22 protein-coding genes and 1 riboswitch are annotated in these 21758 nt (G+C 73.1%); of the genes, 15 read left to right on the forward strand and 7 right to left on the reverse strand.

The window, feature by feature from the left end:
• The first annotated feature begins 330 nt into the window (after window positions 1–330).
• From AB0912_RS12590 to AB0912_RS12615, 6 genes are all read left to right on the forward strand, one after another.
• Window positions 331–591, forward strand: a complete 261-nt coding sequence (locus AB0912_RS12590) for a hypothetical protein (protein WP_366698621.1) — start codon at window positions 331–333, stop codon at window positions 589–591.
• Window positions 563–1090, forward strand: coding sequence for a DUF6879 family protein (locus AB0912_RS12595; protein WP_366698623.1), 528 nt, complete (start codon window positions 563–565; stop codon window positions 1088–1090). The genes AB0912_RS12590 and AB0912_RS12595 overlap by 29 nt, the downstream gene beginning before the upstream one ends.
• Before the next feature lie 24 nt (window positions 1091–1114).
• Window positions 1115–1966 (forward strand): helix-turn-helix transcriptional regulator, encoded by an 852-nt coding sequence (locus AB0912_RS12600; RefSeq protein ID WP_366698625.1) that lies wholly within the window; start codon window positions 1115–1117, stop codon window positions 1964–1966.
• Window positions 1967–2111: 145 nt separating this feature from the next.
• A complete protein-coding gene (locus AB0912_RS12605; RefSeq protein ID WP_366698627.1) occupies window positions 2112–3119 on the forward strand; it encodes an N-acetylmuramoyl-L-alanine amidase in 1008 nt (335 codons plus the stop codon).
• A gap of 206 nt (window positions 3120–3325) precedes the next feature.
• A complete protein-coding gene (locus tag AB0912_RS12610) occupies window positions 3326–4090 on the forward strand; it encodes a hypothetical protein (protein ID WP_366698629.1) in 765 nt (254 codons plus the stop codon).
• Window positions 4091–4204: 114 nt separating this feature from the next.
• A complete protein-coding gene (locus AB0912_RS12615) occupies window positions 4205–5215 on the forward strand; it encodes an LLM class F420-dependent oxidoreductase (RefSeq protein ID WP_366698631.1) in 1011 nt (336 codons plus the stop codon).
• Between the two features lie 85 nt (window positions 5216–5300).
• Here the strand turns inward: AB0912_RS12615 and AB0912_RS12620 are convergent, their stop codons facing one another.
• Window positions 5301–5870 carry a hypothetical protein gene (locus AB0912_RS12620; RefSeq protein ID WP_366698633.1) on the reverse strand — a complete coding sequence of 190 codons (570 nt, stop codon included), beginning with the start codon at window positions 5868–5870 and terminating at the stop codon, window positions 5301–5303.
• Between the two features lie 162 nt (window positions 5871–6032).
• Here AB0912_RS12620 and AB0912_RS12625 point away from each other — a divergent pair, with 162 nt between their 5' ends.
• Window positions 6033–6326, forward strand: coding sequence for a hypothetical protein (locus tag AB0912_RS12625; RefSeq protein WP_266613361.1), 294 nt, complete (start codon window positions 6033–6035; stop codon window positions 6324–6326).
• A gap of 24 nt (window positions 6327–6350) precedes the next feature.
• On the opposite strand, the gene AB0912_RS12630 is transcribed toward AB0912_RS12625, so the two are convergent.
• Genes AB0912_RS12630 through AB0912_RS12640 form a run of 3 tightly spaced genes read right to left on the reverse strand, consistent with a single transcriptional unit; the run spans window position 6351 to window position 9726 of the window.
• Complete coding sequence (locus AB0912_RS12630) at window positions 6351–7427, reverse strand: prenyltransferase (RefSeq protein WP_366698635.1); 1077 nt, start codon at window positions 7425–7427, stop codon at window positions 6351–6353.
• Window positions 7424–8227, reverse strand: coding sequence for a class I SAM-dependent methyltransferase (locus AB0912_RS12635; RefSeq protein WP_366698637.1), 804 nt, complete (start codon window positions 8225–8227; stop codon window positions 7424–7426). The genes AB0912_RS12630 and AB0912_RS12635 overlap by 4 nt, the downstream gene beginning before the upstream one ends.
• Window positions 8221–9726, reverse strand: a complete 1506-nt coding sequence (locus AB0912_RS12640) for a glycosyltransferase family 4 protein (protein WP_366698639.1) — start codon at window positions 9724–9726, stop codon at window positions 8221–8223. Before AB0912_RS12640 ends, AB0912_RS12635 begins: the two co-directional genes overlap by 7 nt.
• Window positions 9727–10132: 406 nt before the next feature.
• On the opposite strand from AB0912_RS12640, the gene AB0912_RS12645 reads away from it, so the two are divergent.
• Window positions 10133–10771, forward strand: coding sequence for a TetR family transcriptional regulator (locus tag AB0912_RS12645; RefSeq protein WP_366698819.1), 639 nt, complete (start codon window positions 10133–10135; stop codon window positions 10769–10771).
• A 201-nt stretch (window positions 10772–10972) separates the two neighbouring features.
• On the opposite strand, the gene AB0912_RS12650 is transcribed toward AB0912_RS12645, so the two are convergent.
• Both AB0912_RS12650 and AB0912_RS12655 read right to left on the reverse strand, forming a co-directional pair.
• Window positions 10973–11206 carry a ferredoxin gene (locus tag AB0912_RS12650; RefSeq protein WP_366698821.1) on the reverse strand — a complete coding sequence of 78 codons (234 nt, stop codon included), beginning with the start codon at window positions 11204–11206 and terminating at the stop codon, window positions 10973–10975.
• Between the two features lie 2 nt (window positions 11207–11208).
• Window positions 11209–12666: an aldehyde dehydrogenase gene (locus tag AB0912_RS12655; RefSeq protein WP_366698641.1), complete on the reverse strand. Its 1458-nt coding sequence runs from the start codon at window positions 12664–12666 to the stop codon at window positions 11209–11211.
• A 198-nt stretch (window positions 12667–12864) separates the two neighbouring features.
• On the opposite strand from AB0912_RS12655, the gene AB0912_RS12660 reads away from it, so the two are divergent.
• The gene (locus AB0912_RS12660; RefSeq protein WP_366698643.1) at window positions 12865–13944 is read left to right on the forward strand and encodes an MBL fold metallo-hydrolase; all 1080 of its coding nucleotides are present in this window, start codon (window positions 12865–12867) and stop codon (window positions 13942–13944) included.
• A 44-nt stretch (window positions 13945–13988) separates the two neighbouring features.
• On the opposite strand, the gene AB0912_RS12665 is transcribed toward AB0912_RS12660, so the two are convergent.
• On the reverse strand, window positions 13989–14660 hold the full coding sequence (locus AB0912_RS12665; protein ID WP_366698645.1) for a phosphotransferase: 672 nt from the start codon (window positions 14658–14660) through the stop codon (window positions 13989–13991).
• 141 nt (window positions 14661–14801) lie between these two features.
• Window positions 14802–14865, forward strand: a riboswitch (cobalamin riboswitch).
• A gap of 134 nt (window positions 14866–14999) precedes the next feature.
• Between AB0912_RS12665 and AB0912_RS12670 the strand changes: the two genes are divergently transcribed.
• From AB0912_RS12670 to AB0912_RS12695, 6 genes are all read left to right on the forward strand, one after another.
• On the forward strand, window positions 15000–16250 hold the full coding sequence (locus tag AB0912_RS12670; RefSeq protein ID WP_366698647.1) for a prenyltransferase/squalene oxidase repeat-containing protein: 1251 nt from the start codon (window positions 15000–15002) through the stop codon (window positions 16248–16250).
• Window positions 16247–16945, forward strand: coding sequence for an SCO2322 family protein (locus AB0912_RS12675; RefSeq protein WP_366698649.1), 699 nt, complete (start codon window positions 16247–16249; stop codon window positions 16943–16945). Before AB0912_RS12670 ends, AB0912_RS12675 begins: the two co-directional genes overlap by 4 nt.
• Before the next feature lie 9 nt (window positions 16946–16954).
• The gene (locus AB0912_RS12680) at window positions 16955–18226 is read left to right on the forward strand and encodes a CbiQ family ECF transporter T component (protein ID WP_366698651.1); all 1272 of its coding nucleotides are present in this window, start codon (window positions 16955–16957) and stop codon (window positions 18224–18226) included.
• Window positions 18223–20052, forward strand: coding sequence for an ATP-binding cassette domain-containing protein (locus AB0912_RS12685; RefSeq protein WP_366698653.1), 1830 nt, complete (start codon window positions 18223–18225; stop codon window positions 20050–20052). Before AB0912_RS12680 ends, AB0912_RS12685 begins: the two co-directional genes overlap by 4 nt.
• Complete coding sequence (locus AB0912_RS12690) at window positions 20049–20927, forward strand: ECF transporter S component (RefSeq protein WP_366698655.1); 879 nt, start codon at window positions 20049–20051, stop codon at window positions 20925–20927. Before AB0912_RS12685 ends, AB0912_RS12690 begins: the two co-directional genes overlap by 4 nt.
• Before the next feature lie 369 nt (window positions 20928–21296).
• Window positions 21297–21716 (forward strand): transglycosylase SLT domain-containing protein, encoded by a 420-nt coding sequence (locus tag AB0912_RS12695; protein ID WP_366698657.1) that lies wholly within the window; start codon window positions 21297–21299, stop codon window positions 21714–21716.
• Window positions 21717–21758: the final 42 nt, after the last annotated feature.

Raw genomic sequence — 21758 nt, forward strand, 5'->3', positions numbered from 1 at the left:
CGAGGGCCCGACAGACCCCACAGCCCGGAACGGGCCTGGGCGCCTCGAGCGGCAGGCCGAGGGTGACGGGCGGTTCCTGAGTAGTCATCATCCATACGCCTCCGTCGGCGAGGGCTGCTCGGACACGAGGTGGGGGTGCTGGAGCAGCTCCTTGGAAAGTCACTTGGTGACGACGTTAGGAGGCGGGGCGAGCCAGGGCCCAGCGATGTGCAGTTGTTTGCAGAATGACGCTCCTATCAAGGGAGTTGTCGAATTCACGCCCTTGACTGGCGGGGCGTGACCGCGTGACGGTTGAGCAAAGGACTGCACATCCCGAGGACGGAGAACACCATGTCGCTACGGTTCATCGGAATCGACCCCGATACGAAGGCAGCAGACTCGCCCACCGTCTGGGTCGACCAAGAGGCGAACGAACTCGTCCTCCAGGGCTGGAAGCCAGGTCCCGAACTCGAAGCGGAGTGCGCCACCTTCGAGGTCCCCGGCCACGCTGTCGGCATCCCCAAGGACGAAGCGGTGATCCGTATCCCCGCGAGGATGGCGGCGATGATCAGGGAGGCATGCGATGCCGTCGAGCGAACCGACGATCGCTGAACTGATGCGCAGCTGCTCGCGGTCCGCCGTCCATCTGGAAATGCGGGATCGGTACGGGACAGCCGCGGAAGCCAAGGACTTCCAAGTCTGGCTCGACACCGGGCGCCTCGACACGGACCCCGGCTCGTCGGAGTGGGCCCCCTGGGTCGCTCTCGTCTCGCAGACTGTCGGGCGGGGCGTCTCCGTACGACGGGCGCGCATCGTGTCCGAACCGGTCACCGACTACATCCGCTACGAGCACGCCTCAACGGTCGTCAACCTGCAGGCGGGGGAAGAGGTGCGCTGGCTTCCCCGCCGACGCGCCTCGGACATCGCGCTGCCCGGCAACGACTTCTGGCTGTTCGACAACCAGGTGATCCGCTGGGGCTACTTCTCAGGCGACGGCGCTATCGTCGGGCACGAAGTCTCCGAAGACCCGGCCGCAGCAAAACTGTGTTCCGAGGCATTCGGCGCCGTCTGGGACAGGGCCATTCCGCACGACCAGTACACGATCCGCTGAACAGAAAGCACCGGCAGCCAGTCCATGCCCGCCTCGCCTTCCTCCTCCGCCCAGGCCGCACGCCAGACCGTCGCCGACAGCCTGCGCGACCTCCGCAAGGAAGCCGGCCTGACGGTCGTGGAATTGGCTGCCGCGTGCGGCTGGCACTACTCCAAGACCTCACGCATCGAGAACGCGCTCACCGGTCCCTCGGCAACGGACATTCGCCGGTGGTGCACCGCCACCGGGGCCGAGGACCGGGCGCAGGACCTCGTCATCCAGTCCGTCAACGCCGAATCCCTGTACCGGCAATGGCGCGACCAGGTCCGCTCCGGGCTCCGGCGCATCCAGGAGACCCGTGCGACCAACTTCCGGAAGACGCAGTGCTTCCGCATCTACTCCTCAAGCCTTGTCCCTGGCCTGCTTCAGACAGAGGGGTACGCGCGCGCCGTTCTGGGCATGGCCGCCACGATCCACGATCTGCCCGTCGACGACAGCGTGGAAGCGGCGCACGCCAGGACGGAACGGTCCCGCGTCATCCACGAGCAGGGGCGTCGATTGGCGGTTGTCGTTGAGGAGTCGGTGCTGCACTGCCAGATCGCCGCCCCCGACGCCATGGCCGCCCAGCTCGGCTACCTCCTCACGGCAGGCGCCCTGCCTCCGGTCTCCCTCGGCGTCATCCCGGCAGCGACCAGACGGACCCACTGGCCTGAAGAGACCTTTCACGTTTACGACGACAAGCTGGTGTCCGTGGAGCTTGTATCGGCGGAGGTAAACGTGACCCAACCAGCCGAGGTCGCCCAGTACCTGAAAGCCTTCGAACGCCTGCGCTCCATGGCGGTCTACGGAGCAGAGGCCCGCGCCCTCGTCGTGAAAGCCATCGAGGCCCTGCGCTGAACCAACGCCCGGTGCCTGCCGCCCGTACGGCCGGTACACGCCCCCTGAGCGGAGAGCGGCGGCACCGGCCCGTGGCTCCGGACCGGTACGCCTCGCGTCGGCGCGGGCCCCGTGGACGCGGTGGGCGCCCGCTAGGGTGGCTGACGTGTCGTACGTAGGTCCTGACTTCGATCCGCCCCAGCCGCGGCGTTTTCGGCGCGGCCCCCTCACCGTCGCCGTCGCCGCGCTCGTCCCCGGCGCGCTGGCCGGCTGGCTGGTGTGGCTGGCCGTGGGGAACGACTCGGGTGGCGGGTCCGACCGGGCCGCGCCCGCCGTCTCCTCCTCGGCCCCCGGCTCCGGCGCCCCCTCCGCCGCGGGGTCGGCCCAGGACGACGGGAAACCCGGAACACCGGGGAAATCGGGGAAACCGGGGAAAACCGGTACCTCCCCGAAGCCGTCGCCCTCCGCCTCCGCCCCCGGCGCCAAGCCCGCCGGGTCCGGGCCCCTCAAGGGGAAGGTCATCGTCATCGACCCGGGGCACAACCCGGGCAACTTCCAGCACACCTCCGAGATCAACCGCAAGGTCGACATCGGTACGAACCGCAAGGAATGCGACACCACCGGCACGTCCACCAACGCCGGTTACGCGGAAGCCATCTTCACCCTCGACGTGGCGAACCGCATGCGGACCATCCTCGAACACGAGGGCGCCACCGTGAAGTTGACCCAGGACGGCGACCGCCCCTTCGGCCCCTGCGTCGACGAGCGGGCCCGTATCGGCAACAAGGCGCACGCGGACGCGGTCGTCTCGGTGCACGCCGACGGCTCGGCGGCCGGCAACCGCGGCTTCCACGTGATCCTGCCGGGCTCCGTGCACGCGGGCGGCGCAGACACCCGCCCGATCGTCGCCCCCTCCCGCGAGCTGGGCGAACGCATCGCCGGCCTGTTCGTCCGCGAGACGGGCAGCGCCCCCTCGAACTACATCGGTCATGGCACCGGTCTCGACGTACGGACCGACCTCGGCGGTCTCAATCTGTCAACGGTTCCGAAGGTCTTCATCGAGTGCGGCAACATGCGCGATAGCAAGGATGCCGCGCTGCTGACCAGTGGCGCCTGGCGACAGAAGGCGGCACGGGGGATCTCTGAGGGAATCGTGAGCTTCCTGCACGGGTAGTGATCGACGCGACGGACCCGGCGGACACCCAGCTCGGACGGGCGATAGTGTCGTCCCTACGATGAGGGGCCGCCCCCGCGCTGCACACCGGGACCCGACGGCGACACCATGACGGCGACTCGGCGAACAGCGATGCCTCCACCGATGACGAGACGACTGACGAAGGACCTGAAGTGAATATCCGCTCCCTCACTCGAGGCGACGGCGTGGTGATCGGAGCAGCGGTATTGCTGTTCATCGCGTCGTTCCTGAAGCTCTACTCCGTATCCGGTTTCAACGTGGACCAGACCGCGTGGGACAGTCTCGGCGAAGGCCTCGGCATCTACATCGGCGGTGTCATCGGTGCCGCCCTGATCATCGTCAACCGTTGCCTGCCGCAGCCGCGCAAGGTCGCCGGACTCGACCTGGGGACGGTCGGGGTGGCCTTCACGGTCCTCGTCGCCTGGGCCCTGTTCTGGACGCTGGTGGACGTTCCGGACCGGCTCAGCGCCGCCGCCGGTCTCATCCTCGGCTTCATCGCCGCCCTGATCCTGGCGGGCGCCGCCGTGGCCACGCCCCTCGTCCCCGCCCTCCAGGCCGCCCTGATCGGCGCCCCCAAGCCCGCCACTCCCCAGCCTTACGGCGGTCAGCCGCAGGGTGGTTACGGGTACCCGGGGGCGCAGCAGCCCGGGCAGCCGTACGGTGCCCAGCCGGCGCAGGCGGGCCAGCCGTTCGGCGGGCAGCCGAGCCAGCCGCAGCCGCAGTCGTCCACCCCGGCGCCGCAGCCCGCGCAGGACTTCTCCCCGTTCTGGTTCGCCGTGCCGGTCGCCCGGCCGCTGTTCGCGGAGGACGGCGCCCCGTCGCCGATCGCCGAACTCGCCCCGGGTACCTGGTACTTGGCCGTCGAGCAGCGTGGCGCCGCGCTGGTGGCGCAGACGCAGGACGGCCGTCGTGGTGTCCTCCAGGACACCTCGGGGATCCAGCGCGGCTGACCCCGCCCGCCCTCGGCTCCGGCCCCTCGCCCTTTCCGGCGGGGGGCCGTTGTCGTACAGTCGCAGCGTCCTCGTGAACTGACGGCTCGTCAGAATCGCTGCTGTGGAGGCGCCATGCGGCTCGGTCTCGCGCTCGGCTACTGGGGCCGCGGCCCCTCGGCGGACCATGTGCCGCTCGCCCAGGAGGCGGAGCGGCTCGGCTACGACTCGGTGTGGACCGCCGAGTCATGGGGCTCGGACGCGTTCACGCCGCTCACCTGGATCGCCGCGCGAACCTCCCGCATCCGGCTCGGCACGGCGATCGCGCAGATGGCCGCCCGCTCCCCCACGACCACCGCGATGCACGCGCTCACCCTCGACCATCTGTCCGGCGGGCGCGTGATGCTCGGGCTCGGCCTGTCGGGGCCGCAGGTCGTGGAGGGCTGGTACGGGCGGCCGTTCCCGTCGTCCCCGCTGACCGCGACCCGGGAGTACGTGGATGTCGTACGGCAGGTCCTGCGCCGCGAGGGCCCGGTGGAGCTGGACGGCCGCTTCCACCCGCACCCGTACCGGGGCCCGGACGGCTCGGGGCTCGGCAAGGCGCTGAAGCCGATCACGCATCCGCTGCGCGCCGATCTGCCCGTGCTGCTCGGTGCCGAGGGCCCGAAGAACGTCGCGCAGACGATCCGCATCGCGGACGGCTGGCTGCCGCTGTACTGGGCGCCGGACCGGCCGCAGGCCTACGGGACGGCGCTCGGCGAAATGCCCGAGGACTTCATGGTGGCGCCGATGGCCCACGCGCGGGTCTGCGACGACGTGTCCGAGGGGCTGCTGCCGGTCAAGGCGATGCTCGGCTTCTACATCGGCGGCATGGGGCACGCGGCCCGCAACTTCCACGCCGACCTGATGGCCCGGATGGGGTTCGAGGAGGAGGCCCGCGCGGTCCAGCGGCTGTTCCTCGAAGGGCGCCGCGAGGAGGCCGTACGGGCGGTGCCGGACGCCTTCGCGGACGAGATCTCGCTCGTCGGCCCCCGAGAACGCATCGCGGAACGGCTGGAGTCCTGGCGCAAGGGGCCGGTGACCGACCTGCTGCTCCTGTCCCCCGACCGGCACACGCTGCGCGTACTCGCCGAACTCAACTCGTAGCGGCGAAAGGGAGGGCGGGCAGGGCGCAGGGCGCGGCGGGAGCGCGGCGGCCGACATCCCGACGCGCTCCCGCCGTCCGGTGCGGTCAGCCCCCGCTGAGCTGCGAGGCCGACGGCACCTTGTCCTTGACCTCGGCGCCCGCGCCCTTACCCGCGTCCTTCACCTTGCTGATGATGTCGTCAAAGGAGTTCGCGACGGAGTCGGTGGAATCGCCCTTGCGGAGCTTGGCGGGCAGGCCCTTCAGGGCGTCGATGCCCGCGGTCAGCGGGGCGACGGCCTTGGCGAGCGCCGGATCGCCCTTGGCGTTCTTCGAGGCGGCCTTGAGCCGGTTGTACGCGAAGGTGCCGGCGAGCGCGGCCTTGACGAGGGCGACCTTGCGCCCCTTCGCGCCCTTCTTGAACTTGCCCGCCTTGTAGGGCTTGACGATCCACTGGTACGTCGCGCCGGCCGCGAGCCCCGCGTTCGCCACGAAGCGGGTCTTGGCGAACTTCTGCTTCTCGGCGGAGGTCGACGGGCTGGGCGTGGCCGCCTCGGGGACGACGGCCGCGGTGTTCTGCTGCGCGGACGTGCCGCCGCTGCCGCAGGCGGTGGCGCCGCCGATCAGGGCACAGCAGAGGGTGAGCGCCACGAACAGACGCCGTATGGGTACGGGCACGGGATCCTCCGGGTGGGGGGAACGGTTCTCCCTGGTCCGCCGCGTCTCCCCGGTCCCGGGGGAACACGGCTCTGCACGGCAGCCTCACCCGGTTCGCACAGGTGCGCCACTTGACCGAAGCCGTTCGGGTTTCATCCGGCCCGGCCGGGCAACACGCTGGTCATGTCCCCTCGATATCGCAACGGCTCGAACTCCGCGGGGACGGTCATCGCGATCGTCGCGGATGTCATGGCCGTCATCCTCGGTCTCTGGATTCTGATGTATCTGCTCGACGCCAATCGTGGCAACGACCTCGTGCAGTTCATCCACAACGTGGCAAGCTGGCTGGCCGGCTGGTCACGTGACCTGTTCACCTTCGACGAGCAGTGGGCCCGCGTGGTCGCCGGTTACGGACTCGCCGCCGTGGTCTACCTGTTCATCGGGCACGCCATAGCGAACCGCATGCACCGGCACTGACCGGGCCCGGGCCTGGCCCGCGGGTCAGGCCCGGGTGCAGCAGTCGGGGTCCAGGCCGGCCGGCAGACGCTCACCGCTGAAGACGGCACAGGTGGCCTCGTCGCCGCCCAGCGCGGCGACGGCCAGCAGCAGGGAACCCGCCGTCCAGGTGGTGAGTTCCTCGGGCCACACGGCCCGGTCCTCGTAGACGTACCCCGTCCAGTACAGGCCGGTCTCCGGATCGCGCAGGTGCTGGATGGACTGCAGGATCTCCAGGGCGCGGTCGGACTCGCCCACCGCCCACAGGGCGAGGGCGAGTTCGGCCGACTCGCCGCCGGTCACCCACGGGTTGGGGACCACGCAGCGCACCCCGAAACCGGGCACCACGAAGCGCTCCCAGCCCTCCTCGATACGGGACTTGGCCTCCGCGCCGGTCAACGCCCCGCCCAGTACCGGGTAGTACCAGTCCATGGAGTAGCGGTCCTTGTCGAGGAACCGCTCCGGGTGGCGGCGGATCGCGTGGCGCAGCGCGCCGGCCGCCAACTCCCAGTCGGGCTGCGGCTCTTCGCGCTGCTCGGCGATGGCCAGCGCGCAGCGCAGCGCGTGGTGGATGGACGAACTCCCGGTCAGCAGCGCGTCGTCGACGGCCGTGCCGTCGTCCTCGCGCTTCCAGCCGATCTGTCCGCCGGGCTGCTGGAGCCGCAGCACGAACTCGACGGCCGCGTAGACGGCGGGCCACATGCGGTCCAGGAACACGTCGTCGCCGGTGGCGAGGTAGTGGTGCCAGACGCCGACCGCGATGTAGGCGCAGAAGTTGGTCTCCCGGCCGCGGTCGGTGACCTGGTCGAAGTTCCCGTCGGCGTAGGCCGCGTACCAGGAGCCGTCGCCGTTCTGGTGCCGGGCCAGCCACGTGTAGGCGCGTTCGGCGGCCTCGTGTTCGCCGGCCGCGTCGAGCGCCATGGCGGCCTCGGTGTGGTCCCAGGGGTCGAGGTGGTGGCCGCGGAACCACGGGATGGCTCCGTCGGGGCGCTGCACCGCGAGAATCCCGCGCACGGTGACGGCGGCCTCCTCCGCGGTGAGGACCCCGGGCAGGACGAGGTGTTCTGTCCGGGGAGTGGTCACGTGGCGTCCGCCTCGGGGGTGGTCGCGCCGGAGCCCGCGGCCCCGGCGTCCGTCGCGCCGGGGTCCGTGGCGGCGGCCAGGCGCGGCAGGTGGGGCTTGGTCGCGTAGGCCACGAAGCTCTTGCCGATCAGCGGGTTCAGCGCCTGCTCGGCGATCCGGGTGGCCAGCGGTTTCTTCATGATGTCCCAGACCAGCAGCTTGTGGTACGCCCGGACCGGCAGCGCCTTGTCGTTGTCGACGCCGAACGCGCACTTGATCCACCAGTACGGCGAGTGCAGGGCGTGCGCGTGGTGGGAGCCGTACGGCCGCAGTCCCGCCTCGCGGATCTTGCCGAGGAGTTCGTCCGCCTTGTAGATGCGGATGTGGCCGCCCTCGACCTCGTGGTAGGCGTCGGACAGCGACCAGCAGACCTTCTCCGGGCCGTAGCGGGGCACGGTGATGGCGATCCGGCCGCCGGGCTTGAGGACGCGGACCATCTCGGCGAGGACGCCCTTGTCGTCCGGGATGTGCTCCATGACCTCGGAGATGATGACGACGTCGAACGACTCGTCGGGGAAGGGCAGCCGCAGCGCGTCGCCCTCCATGGCCGTCGCGGTCGCCCCGGCGGGCGCCTCCCCGGCCTCCTTCATCGCCGCGAACCACTTCGCGACCTCGCGGATCTCCTCCCCGTTCTGATCCAGCGCCACGACCTGCGCGCCGCGCCGGTAGCACTCGAACGCGTGCCGGCCGGCCCCGCATCCGAGGTCCAGGACGCGGTCGCCCGGGGCGAGCGGGAACCGGGAGAAGTCGACGGTCAGCACGTGGCCCTGCTTTCGCGATTGGCTGCTACGGGTTCGGTGGCGGAGGTCTGTTCCGGCGCGCCGGCGGGGCCGGACCCCGCGTCCGGGGCGGTGCTCACGGCGGCCGGGGCGGTGGCAGCGGCAGCGGCAGCCGGGGCGGTGCCCACGGCGGCCGGGGCGGTGCCCGTGGGCCTCGTCCGGCGGGCCGGGGGCCGGGGCGCGGAGCGGGCCATGGCCGCGCGGTAGTGGGCCACGGTGCCCTCGGCGGCCTTGGCCCAGGTGAAGCGCTCCAGGACCCGCGCCCGCCCGGCGGCACCGAGCCGCCGGCGCAGCGGCGCGTCGCCGAGGAGCCGGCTCAGCGCGGTCCCGAGGGCGCCCGAGTCGCCCGGCGGCACCGCGAGGCACGTCTCGCCGTCCGGGCCCGCGACCTCCGGGATCGCGCCGCCGGTCGTGGCCACCAGGGGCGTCCCGGTGGCCATCGCCTCGGCGGCGGGCAGCGAGAACCCCTCGTACAGGGAGGGCACACAGGCGACTTCGGCCGACCGGACGAGGTCCACGAGTTCGGCGTCGGAGATGCCCTTGACGAACTCCACGGCGCCGTCGAGACCGTAGCGCTCGATGGCCTGCGCGACCGGGCCGTCCTCGGCTCGCCGGCCGACGACGACGAGATGGGCGCCGGGGTGTTCGGTCCGCACCTTCGCGAGCGCCTCGACCAGGAAGACCAGGCCCTTGAGCGGCACGTCGGCGCTGGAGGTGGTGACGATCCGGCCGGGCACCTGCGGCACGGCGGGGTCCGGCGAGAAAAGGTCGGTGTCCGCGCCGATGTGGACGACGTGGATACGGTCCCGCTCGACCCGCAGGTGCTCGACGATCTCCTGGCGGGAGGTGCCGGAGACGGTGAGCACCGAGGGCAGCCGGCGCGCGACGCGCTTCTGCATCCGGGTGAAGGCGTACCAGCGGCGGACGGACGCGCGGCGCTTCCAGCCCTCGGCGGCGTCCAGCTCCAACTGCCGGTCCACGGTGATGGGATGGTGGATGGTCGTCACCAGCGGGGCGCCGACGTCCCCCAACAGGCCGTAGCCGAGCGTCTGGTTGTCGTGGACCACGTCGAACTCGCCCTGCCGGGACCGCAGATGGCGGCGGGCGCGCAGCGAGAAGGTGAGCGGCTCGGGGAAGCCGCCGGTCCACATGGTGCCGACTTCCAAGGCGTCGACCCAGTCCCGGTACTCGCCGCGTCCGGGGGTGCGGAAGGGGTCGGGCTGGCGGTAGAGGTCGAGGCTGGGCAGCTCGGTGAGGGTCAGGCCGGGCAGGCCCTCGTCGAGGACGGGGTAGGGCTGCGAGCCGATGACCTCGACCCGGTGCCCGAGCCGGGCCAGCTCGCGCGAGAGGTGCCGTACGTACACACCCTGGCCGCCGCAGAACGGGTTTCCCTTGTAGGTGAGGAGCGCGATGTTCAGGGGTCGGTCCCCGTCGGCCGCCGCGTCCTTCCCGGGGCCCGCCTCCATGGCCTCAGCGGTCACTTCCGGCCCCCTTCTCCCTGCACTGTCCCGCGAGATTACGCCGGGACGCTAATCTAGAACAAGTTTCAGACTTGATCGTTCAAGGAGCATTGAATCTACCGGCAGGTAGCGCCACTGTGAGCGGTGGATCAGGTGATTCACGCCACGACCGCGCGGCGGGGTCGACCGGTCCGCGGTACGGCGGACGGCCCCGCCGTACCGACTCCTCGCTCCCTAGCCGATGTCACGGAACGGACCCATGTCTGCGGAAGCCAAGGCGGACTCGAAGAACGCGCGACCGGCGCCGGAATCCGGCGAGCCCGCCGCGCCCCCGAACACGGAACACCCGCCGGCCACCGGCACGCCCGCCGCGTCCCCGAACGCGCGACGCTCGCCGGGCGGCGCCGCGTCCGCCGCGTCCCCGGGCGTGGCGGGGCAACCCTCCGCGCACTCCGTCCCGCACATCACCACCCGCCCGGCCTCTCCCCCACTCACCGAGCGGCAGGAGGCGCGCCGCCGCCGCATCCTGCGCGCGAGCGCGCAACTGGCCAGCCGGGGCGGCTTCGACGCGGTGCAGATGCGGGAGGTCGCGGAGTCCTCGCAGGTCGCCCTCGGCACGCTGTACCGGTACTTCCCCTCGAAGGTGCATCTGCTGGTCGCCACGATGCAGGACCAGCTGGAGCACATGCACGGGACGCTGCGGAAGAAGCCGCCGGCCGGGGAGAGCGCCGCGGAGCGGGTCGCGGAGACCCTGATGCGGGCGTTCCGCGCGCTCCAGCGCGAGCCGCACCTCGCCGACGCCATGGTCCGCGCGCTCACCTTCGCCGACCGCAGTGTCAGCCCCGAGGTCGACCAGGTGTCCCGGCAGACCACGGTGATCATCCTGGACGCGATGGGCCTCGACGACCCGACCCCGGCCCAGCTCTCCGCGGTCCGCGTCATCGAGCACACCTGGCACTCGGCCCTGATCACCTGGCTCTCCGGCCGGGCCTCCATCGCCCAGGTGAAGATAGACATCGAGACGGTCTGCCGCCTGATCGACCTGACCGGCCCGGCGGAGCGGTAGGCACGGCCCGCCGGCGGAGCGGTGGGCACGCCCCGGCGGCGGAGCGGCAGGCACGGCCCGCCGGCGGAGCGCTGGGCACGGCCCGCCAACAGGGCGGCAGGAGAACGCCCGTCGGCGGCCGGCAGCCTACGGTTCGCCGGCCACCCCCGGCCCCCACCACCGGCCCCCACCCCCGGCCGCCCCGCCCACTGCGGGACACCCCTACTCCTCCGGCGGGAACACCGGCTCCCCGCTGCCCAGCAGGGTGATCATGATCGCCTCGACCGGGCAGCCCTCGGCCGCCTCCAGGACGGGTTCGGCCGCGTCGGTCTCCGGGGCGGTGGGGTGGGACTGGCGGGCGGTGTCGAGGCGGAAGGCGTCCGGGGCGTGGTGGACGCACTGGGCGGAGCCGATGCAGACGGAGCGGTCGACCTCGACCTGCCAGCGGTCGCCCATGCTCACGCCTCCCAGCCGGCCGGCAGATGGATCATCTTGTGCTCCAGGAACTCCCCGTACCCCTCGGGCCCGAACTCCCGGCCCAGGCCGGAGTTCTTGTAACCGCCGAAGGGGCCGAGCATGTCGAGGCTGAAGGTGTTGACCGAGTAGGTGCCGGTGCGGACCCGGCGGGCGATGTCGATGCCGTGGGCGACGTCGGCGGTCCACACACTGCCGCTCAGCCCGTACTCGGAGTCATTCGCGATCTTCACGGCCTCGGTCTCGTCGCCGTACGGGAGCAGGCAGATGACCGGGCCGAAGATCTCCTCGCGGGCGACGCGCATCGAGTTGTCGACGTCGCCGAAGAGGGTCGGCTCCACGTACCAGCCGCGGTCCAGGCCCTCGGGACGGCCGCCGCCCGCGAGGAGCTTGGCGCCCTCCTCCTGGCCGACGCGGATGTAGTCGAGGCTGCGGCGGCGCTGGCGTTCGGCGACGAGCGGGCCGACCTGGGTGGCGGGGTCCAGCGGGTCGCCGACGACCAGCGCGTTCGCGGCCGTCGCGAAGGCGTCCGCGAACTCGTCGTAGCGCGAGCGCGGTACGAGGATGCGGGTCTGGGCCACGCAGGCCTGGCCGTTGTTCATCCAGGCCGCCGAGACGATCCCCGGGACCGCCGTGTCGAGGTCCGCGTCGGGCAGCACCACGGCCGCCGACTTGCCGCCCAACTCCAGTGTCACGCGCGTCAGATGGCGTGAGGCGACCTCCATGACGCGCCGGCCGGCGGCGACCGAGCCGGTGAAGGAGACCTTGTCGATGCCGGGGTGTCCGACTAGGTACTCGCTGACCTCGCGGTCCGCCGGGAGGATCGACAGCACCCCCTCGGGCAGCCCGGCCTCGCGGGCGATCTCGCCGAGCAGATAGGCGTCCAGGGGCGATTCGGGCGACGGTTTGAGGACGACCGCGCAGCCGGTCAGCAGGGCGGGCGCGAGCTTGGCCGCCGCCACGAACTGCGGGACGTTCCACGGCACGACGGCCGCCACCACCCCCACCGGCTCCCGCCGCACCAGCAGTTTGCCGAGGACTCCGTCGCGCGCCTGCTCGTACGGGAAGCCGCGCGCGACCGTGATCGCCGCGTCCCAGACCATCATCGCGCCGAGGGCCTGCGCGAGGACGCTCCACGAGTAGGGGGAGCCGTTCTCCGAGGAGATGACGCGGGCGATCTCCTCGTGCCGCAGCGCGATCGCGTCCTTGATCCGGGTGACGACCTCGATCCGCTCGCCGAGGCTCATCCGCGGCCAGGGCCCCTCGTCGAACGCGGCGCGGGCAGCGGCGACCGCCCGGTCCACGTCCGCCGCCGAGGCGTGCGGCACCCGTCCGATGACCTCCTCGGTGTGCGGCGAGATCACCTCGATGACGTCCTTGCCGAGGGGGTCGGTCAACTCCCCGCCGATGAACAGTTGTCCGTGTTCCACAAGCCCGGTCATGGCCGACTGCCTCCCAAGGACGCGCACCGCCAGCACTTCTGACGCTTCATCAGATACGAGAACTGATACCAGTTCCGGTCACATCAGTCCACGGCGCGGACCCGACCGGTGAACACCGCCGACGAGACAGTCGACTTGGGCTCCCATTGGAACCCGTTCTAGTTATAGTGGCGGGAACTCGGCGATGGGTGGGAGCGCATGGCGCAGGTGAGCGATCACGGCGGAGGCGTACGGTCGGTCCGGGTCCCCATCCCCGACAACCCCCTCGGCCACACCCTGGTCTATCTGCTCGACACCGACGCGGGACCCGTACTGGTCGACACCGGCTGGGACGACCCCGCCTCCTGGGACACCCTCACCGAGGGGCTGACCGACTGCGGCACGTCCGTCGCGGAGATCCACGGCGTGATCATCACCCACCACCACCCCGACCACCACGGTCTGTCCGGCCGGGTCCGCGAGGCGTCCGGCGCCTGGATCGCGATGCACGCGGCCGACGCGGCGATCGTCCGGCGCACCCGGGAGAACCGCCCCGAGCGCTGGTTCGCCTACCTGGCCGCCAAGCTGGAGGCGTCCGGCGCCCCCGAGGAGCACATCGCCCCGCTGCGCGAGGCGGCCACCGCCGCGCACCGGCCCAGCACCCTGCCCGGCTTCTCCCCCGCGCTGCCCGACCGCGAGATCGTCCCCGGCGAGTTCCTTCCGCTGCCCGGCCGCCGGCTCCGTGCCGTGTGGACCCCCGGCCACACCCCGGGCCATGTCTGCCTGCACCTGGAGGAGGAGCACCCCGCCCGGCTGCCGGGCAACGGCCGCCTGTTCTCCGGCGACCACCTGCTCCCGAGGATCACCCCGCACATCGGCCTCTACGAGGACCCGGACACCCACGGCCGCCCGCCGTACGCCGGCGGGGACGAGGGCCTCGCGGAGATCGCCGACCCGCTCGGCGACTACCTGGACTCCCTGGAGCGCGTCGGACGCCTCGGCCCCGCCGAGGTCCTCCCCGCCCACCAGCACGTCTTCACCGACGCGCCCGCCCGCGTCACCGAACTGCTCGCCCACCACGAGGAGCGCCTCACCGGCCTGCTCACGCTCCTCGCCGCCCCGCTCACCACCTGGCAGATCGCCGAGCGCATGGAGTGGAACCGCCCCTGGGCCGACATCCCCTACGGATCACGGAACATCGCCGTCTCCGAGGCCGAGGCGCACGTACGCCGCCTGGTGAAACTGGGCCGCGCCGAGGCGGTCCCGGGCACCGACCCGGTGACCTACGCGGCGGTCTGACACCGCGCCCCCGAGGCGCCCCTCGTCACGCCCCCCTCACGCCCTCACCCCCCTCCCGCCAGCACCCCCCGAACCAGCGCCCCCGCCTCCCCCAGCAGCCCGGTCTCGTGGTCGCTCATCGTCGGGTTCGCCGCCCGGCGGCGGAGCGCCTCGGCGAGGTCCCGCTCGGTCGTCCGGTCCTCGTTGCCGTCGAGCAGGGCCTCCAGCGTCCCGGCCGCCACGCCGGCGAAGGGCGCGGCGCCGACGGCGACCTGGGCGAGGATCACCGCGGACACGGCCCAGTCCAGGCCGGGCGGCCCCTCCTCGGTGTTCGCCCAGTCGATGACCTTCGGGCCGTCCGGGGTGAGCATCACGTTGTCGGGGTGCAGGTCCAGGTGCAGGACGCGCACGGCGGGGTCGGCGGAGACCCGGGCGGGCAGCGCGTGCAGCCGGCGCAGCAGCCGGGCGAGCAGCAGACCCGCCTCGGCCGCGGAGAGCAGCCCCTGCCCGAACGCCTCCAGCATGGTCGGCCCCGACAGCCGCTCCATGACCAGGTCCGTGCGGGTCGCGGCCCGTACGCCCGGCACCGGATAGCCGTGCGCGTGGACGTGCCGCATGACCTCCGCCTCGGCGGTCGCGTCGCCCCAGTCGCCGCGTTCACGCCGCAGCACCCACGCCTCGTCGATCTCGTAGACATCCGCCGAACGCCCCGAGCCGAGCAGTCTCCCCGTCCGCATGCCCCCGAACCTAGCGGCGGCCCGGGCGACCGCGCAGGCGGTACGAAGGTCAGGCAGGCGGTACGAAGGTCAGGCAGGCGGTACGAAGGTCAGTTCGTACGGGCCGGTAGAGTGACCCCGTCGTCATCACGCCCGTACGAGGAGAAGCCGGTGCGAATCCGGCGCTGACCCGCAACCGTGAGCCGCTTCGGCGGTGAGCCGGATCGCCTCGCCCGGGATGTGACCGGCTCGTGCCCTCGGCAGTCCGCCGACGGCAGGCACCGTCGAGGGATACGGGGCCGGAGCCGCCCGGGATGCCTGTCGGCGTCCGGTGCTGCCCGGCTCCCCGCAGGGAGAGTCATGTTCGTTCGCCGCACCGCCGCGGTACTGGCCGCCACCACCGTGATCGGAGCGGTGCTCGCACCGGCCGCCCTCGCCGCGGACTCCTCCCCCTCGCCGTCGACGGCGGTCCCCTCCGGGCTCTACGGCGCCGGCGACCCGACGTACGACGGCGTGTGGCGGCAGTCGCTCGCGCTGCTCGCGCAGGACACCGTCGGGGTGCGGCCCGCCGCGAAGGCCGTGGACTGGCTGGCCGGCCAGCAGTGCGCGAACGGCGGTTTCGCCGCCTACCGCGCGGACGCCTCGGCCGACTGCGACGCCAAGACGCAGACCGACACCAACAGCACCGCCGCCGCCGTCCAGGCGCTCGCCGCGCTCGGCGGCCACGACGACGCCACCGGCCGGGCCGTGACCTGGCTGAAGTCGGCGCAGAACGCGGACGGCGGCTGGGGCTACATGGCCGGCGGGCCCAGCGACACCAACTCGACGTCCGTCGTGATCGGCGCGCTGCACGCGGCCGGCGAGAAGCCGCAGAGCGTCGCCAAGGGCGGCAAGACCCCCTACGACGCCCTGCTGAAGCTGTCGCTGCCCTGCGAGGCCAAGGACGGCGGCGCCTTCGCCTACCAGCCCGACAAGAAGGGCCGGCTCGCGGCGAACGCGGACGCCACCGCGGCCGGTGTGCTCGGCGGCCTCGGCCTGGGTCTCGCCCCGAAGGCGGGCCCGGCGCACGAGGACACGCACTGCGCCGCCGCCGGCTCCGACCCGAAGGCCGCGGCGGGCAACGGCGCCGCCTACCTGGCCACGGCGCTGGCGAAGACCCCGTACCTGAAGTCCGCGCTCGCCGGAGCCGAGGACCAGCCGGACTATGGCAACACGGCGGACGCGGTCGTCGCCCTCGCGGCCGACGGCGCGACGGAAGAGGCGAAGAAGCCGCTCGCCTGGCTGGAGAAGAACTCCGCCGCCTGGGCCGCCAAGTCCGGACCCGCCGCGTACGCGCAGCTCGTCTTCGCCGCGCACGCCACCGGCACCGACCCGCGCGACTTCGGCGGCCAGGACCTCGTCGCGAAGCTGAACGCGACGGGCCCGGCGCCCGGCGCCGCGGCCGGCACGAGCGACAAGGGTGACAAGGGCGACAGGAGCGACAAGAAGGCCGACGAGAAGAAGGACGACGGCGGCGGCCTCGGCGTGTGGTGGATCGTCGGCGTCGGCCTGGTCGCCGGCATCGGCATCGGCTTCCTGATCAGCGCCCGCAACAAGAACCGCCGGCCGTGACCGTCCGCCGGACGACCGCCCCCGCCCTGGCGCTCGCCCTCGCCCTCGCCCTCCTGTTCCTCGTCCTCGGCGGCGCGGGACAGGCGCGGGCGGTCGGCTACCGCTACTGGTCCTTCTGGGAGCTGACCGGCGGAAAGTGGACGTACGCCACCGAGGGCCCGTCGACCGCCCGGCCCTCCGACGGCGATGTCGAGGGCTTCCGCTTCGCGGTGAGCGAGGACTCCCGCAACGCGGTCCGGCCGCGCGGGGAACGGAAGTTCACCGCGATCTGCGCGGGCACCCCGGCCCGGCCGGGCACCAAGCGCGTGGCGCTGGTCATCGACCCCGGTACGGCGGCGGACGCGCCGTCCGGCGAGCGCCCGCCCGCCCCGCGTACCGCCTGCGCCCGGGTCGCCCCCGACGCGACCACGGCGGAGGCGCTGGCGGCGGTCGCCAAGCCGCTGCGCTACGACACGAACGCCCTGCTGTGCGCGATCTCCGGCTATCCGCGGACGGGCTGCGGGGACACGGTGTCGGCCTCCGAGGCGTCCGAGGCGTCCCGAAGGTCCGAGTCGTCCGAGCCGTCCGCGCCGGCCCGTCCCGGCGCCGCCGAACCGGCCGGTCACGGTCCTTCGGTGGGCCTGTGGGCGGGCGTGGCGGCGGTGGCGGTGCTGGGCGCGGCGGGCGTCTGGCAGGCCCGGCGCCGCAGGGGCTGAGCCAGGACCATGGACACCGGCGATCGCGCACGGCCGAAGGCACCCCGAGAGGACACGGACCCGGGCCGGGTCCGTCTTCCGGCGGGGCACTCCGGCCTTCCGACGGGGCACCCCGGCCTGCCCGAACGCGCCCGGAACCCCGAGGACGGCGGAACCGTCCGCCTCCACTCCCCGGCCCGGCCGCCCTGGTCGGCCCGGCCTGGCGCGCTGCATCCCGGCGCCTGGTGGGTCTGGGCGCTGGGCCTCGGCACGGCGGCCTCCCGCACCACCAACCCCCTCCTGCTCGCGCTGCTCATCGCGGTCGCGGGCTACGTCGTGGCCACCCACCGCGGCGACGCCCCCTGGGCCCGTTCCTACACCGCCTTCGTGAAACTCGCCGGGGCGGTCCTGCTCATCCGGCTGGCCTTCGCCGTGGTCCTCGGCTCCCCCGTCCCGGGCACGCATGTGATCGTCACGCTTCCCGAACTCCCGCTGCCGCACTGGGCGCAGGGCGTCCGCGTCGGCGGCCGGGTCACCGCCGAGGGCGTGGTCTTCGCGCTGTACGACGGCCTGAAGCTGGCCACTCTGCTGGTCTGCGTCGGCGCGGCGAACGCGCTCGCGAACCCGGCGCGGCTCCTCAAGTCGCTGCCGGGGGCGCTGTACGAGGCGGGCGTCGCGGTGGTCGTGGCGCTGACCTTCGCCCCGCATCTGATCGCCGACGCCCAGCGGCTGCGGGCCGCGCGCCGGCTCCGGGGCCGTCCCGACCGGGGGCTGCGCGGCCTGCTGCACGTCGGACTGCCGGTCCTGGAGGGCGCGTTGGAGCGTTCTGTCGCGCTGGCGGCGGCGATGGACGCGCGCGGCTACGGGCGGACGGCCCAGGTCCCGCCCGCCGTCCGCCGGACCACCGGCGCGCTGACCCTGGGCGGGCTGCTCGGCGTCTGCGCGGGCACCTACGGACTGCTGACCGCCGAGGGCGGCGGCTACGGCCTTCCGCTGCTGCTGGCCGGGGTCGGCGCGGCGCTCGGCGGGCTCTGGCTCGGCGGCCGGCGCTCACTGCGCACCCGGTACCGGCCCGACACCTGGGGAGTACGGGCCTGGCTGGTCGCCGGATCGGGCGTGGCGGTGGCGGCCCTGATGATCCTGGCCGCGTCCGACGACCCCGCCGCGCTGCGCCCCGGTGTCGTCCCCCTGGTGGCACCCGGCCTGCCCCTCGGCCCCGCGGCGGCGGTGCTGCTGGGCCTGCTCCCGGCTTTCGCGGCCCCGACCCCCCGGCGATCTCCCGCCCCCGAGGAGCCCTCATGATCCGCTTCGAGGACGTCTCCGTGACCTACGCCGGCGCGGACCGACCCGCCGTCCAGGGCGTGGACTTCGAGGTCCCGGAGGGCGAACTCGTGCTGCTCGTCGGCCCGTCCGGGGTGGGCAAGTCGACGGTGCTGGGCGCGGTGAGCGGGCTGGTCCCGCACTTCACCGGCGGCACGCTGCGCGGCCGGGTCACCGTGGCCGGGCGGGACACCCGCACGCACCGGCCGCGTGAACTCGCCGACGTGGTGGGCACGGTGGGCCAGGACCCGCTGTCCCACTTCGTGACGGACACCGTCGAGGACGAACTCGCCTACGGCATGGAGTCGCTCGGCCTCGCCCCGGCCGTGATGCGGCGCCGCGTCGAGGAGACCCTCGACCTGCTCTCCCTCACCGACCTCCGGGACCGCCCGATCGCCACCCTGTCCGGCGGCCAGCGGCAGCGGGTCGCGATCGGCTCGGTGCTGACCCCGCATCCCCGGGTGCTGGTCCTCGACGAGCCGACCTCGGCCCTGGACCCCGCCGCCGCGGAAGAGGTCCTGGCCGTCCTGCAACGCCTGGTCCACGACCTCGGCACCACGGTCCTGATGGCGGAGCACCGCCTCGAACGCGTCGTGCAGTACGCCGACCGGCTCGCCCTGCTCCCCGCGCCCGGAGCCCCGCTGAGGCTGGGCACACCGGCGGAGATCATGGCCGTCTCGCCGGTCCGCCCGCCGGTGGTGGAGCTGGGCCGCCTGGCCGGCTGGACCCCGCTCCCCCTGACCGTCCGCGACGCCCGCCGCCAGGCGGCACCCCTGCGCGAGCGCCTGACCGAGAGGCGCCGGGCGACCGCCGAGACGCGTGAGACGACCGCCGAGACACGTGAGACGACCGCCGAGACACGTGAGGCGACCGAAGTCTCTCCGCGGCCGACGGACACCACGCCGCCCCCGGGAACCACACCACTCCCGGCCCCGACGAACCTGACGAGCCCGACGGCCCCGGCCGGAAAGCCCGCCCCCGCCCGCCCCCTCCTCACCCGCCTCCTGCGCAAACACACCCCCGCTCCCCAGGCCCCCTCTCCCTCCGCCTCCCCTTCCGAGGTGGCGGTCGTCCGGGCGCTGGCGGTCCGGCGCGGGCGGGTGGAGGCGCTGCGCCGGGTGGACCTCACGGCGGGCCCCGGCGAGACGATCGCGCTGATGGGGCGCAACGGCGCCGGGAAGTCGACACTGCTCGGGGCGCTGGTCGGCCTGGTCGAACCGGCCGCCGGGTCGGTACGGGTCGGCGGCGCGGTACCGCACCGCACGGCACCGCGTGACCTCGTACGCCGCGTGGGACTCGTACCGCAGGAACCGAGGGATCTGCTGTACGCCGACACGGTGGCCGCCGAGTGCGCGGCGGCCGACGAGGACGCCGGGGCCGCGGCCGGGACCTGCCGGGCGCTGGTGTCGGAGCTGCTGCCGGACATCGGCGACGACACCCATCCCCGTGATCTGTCGGAGGGGCAGCGGCTGGCCCTGGCGCTGGCGGTCGTCCTGACGGCCCGGCCCCCGCTGCTGCTGCTCGACGAGCCGACCCGCGGCCTGGACTACGCGGCGAAGGCCCGGCTGGTCACGGTGCTGCGGGCGCTCGCGGCCGAGGGGCACGCGATCGTGCTGGCCACGCACGACGTGGAACTCGCGGCGGACCTGGCGCATCGCGTGGTGATCCTGGCGGACGGGGAGGTGGTGGCCGACGGGCCGACGGCCGAGGTGGTCGTCGCGTCACCGTCGTTCGCCCCGCAGGTCGCCAAGATCCTCGCCCCCGAGCCCTGGCTCACTGTCGCCCAGGTCGAAAAGGCCCTCGCATGAGCACCCCGGACACGACGAAGACACCCGCCACCCGGCATCCCGCACCCCAGCCTCAGCCTCAGCCTCAGCCCCAGGCGAGGGCGGTCTGCCTGGGCCCGCGCTCCGTCGCCGCGCTGACGCTGGTCAGCGCGACCGGGGTGGGCGCGTTCGGCTGGCCGCTGCTCGCCGGGCCGGGCTCGCGGGTGGGCGCGCACGCGCAGGACGCGCCCTGGCTGTTCGCGGGGCTGCTGGTCCTGCTGGTCGCGGTCGTCGCGGCGACCATCTCCGAGTCGGGGCTCGGCCCCAAGGCGGTCGCCATGCTCGGCGTGCTGGCCGCGACCGGGGCCGCGCTGCGCCCGGTCGGGGCGGGGACGGCCGGCATCGAGCCGATGTTCTTCCTGATGGTGCTGAGCGGACGGGTGCTCGGACCGGGCTTCGGGTTCGTGCTCGGCTCCGTGACGATGTTCGCCTCCGCGCTGCTGACCGGCGGGGTGGGGCCCTGGATGCCGTTCCAGATGCTCGCCATGGGGTGGTTCACGATGGGCGCGGGGCTGCTGCCGGGGCCCGACCGGCTGCGCGGGCGCGGGGAGCTGCTGATGCTCGCCGGGTACGGGTTCCTCGCCGCCTTCGCGTACGGCACGGTCATGAACCTGTCCGGCTGGCCCTTCATGGACGCGCTGGCCTCGAACGTGGCGTTCGACCCGCAGGCCGCCCTGCCCGCGAACCTGGCGCGTTTCCTCGCGTACTGCGGGGCCACCTCGCTCGGCTGGGACCTGGGCCGGGCCGCCGTCACCGTCGTGCTGACCCTGACGCTCGGCGCGACCCTCCTCAAAGCGCTGCGCCGGGCCACCCGCCGGGCCGCCTTCGAGAGCCCCGTCACCTTCGAACCCCGCTGATCCGCGACCCAGGTCACACCGGCGGACGACACCGCGTGCGGCCCCGCGCACCCTGCGTCAGACACGGAGTGAGGCGCCCCACAGGACCTACGTCACGTACGAAGCGGCCTCGTAGCCCCACCTCGTGACATGTGCGCATCGAAACCCCCTCCCACCTGGGCTTTGAGACCCAGGTCACACGAGGGACTTTCATCGCGGATGCGACCTCCACTAGTAAAAAGGGTCATTGCGGACAGCCGTCGGGGCTGTTTCTCTGGAGCAGTCGCCAGGCGCCGACGGCCCACCCGGGTCGCGGCGCCGACGTACGCCGCCACTTCACGTGGCCCGGCATACGAGCGGCCGCCCTGTCCCCGAAGAAAAAGGTTCTCCGTGTCCGTCTCCGTCATCCGCCGCGCCGTCTCGTCCCCGAAGAAGGCCCTCGCCGGTGCCGCCGTGGCCGCCGCCACCGCCGGCATGGTCCTGGCCGCGGCTCCCGCCCAGGCCGCCGCGCCGACCAGCGCCTCCTCCGCCAAGGCGATCGCGCACAAGATGATCCCGGACGCCGGTCAGTTCAACGCCTTCAGCAAGATCGTCGAGCACGAGAGCGGCTGGAACCCCAGCGCGACCAACTCGTCCTCCGGCGCCTACGGCCTGGTTCAAGCCCTGCCCGGCTCGAAGATGGCCTCCGCCGGCTCCGACTGGAAGACCAACCCCAAGACCCAGATCAAGTGGGGCCTGGACTACATGAACTCGCGCTACGGCAGCCCCGCGGGCGCGTGGAACTTCTGGCAGGCCAACGGCTGGTACTGACCAGCCCCCTCAGCAGGCGGTGCCCCCCACTCCGGGGGTCAC

This window comes from Streptomyces sp. NPDC007084 (assembly GCF_040703595.1).
GTDB lineage: Bacteria > Actinomycetota > Actinomycetes > Streptomycetales > Streptomycetaceae > Streptomyces.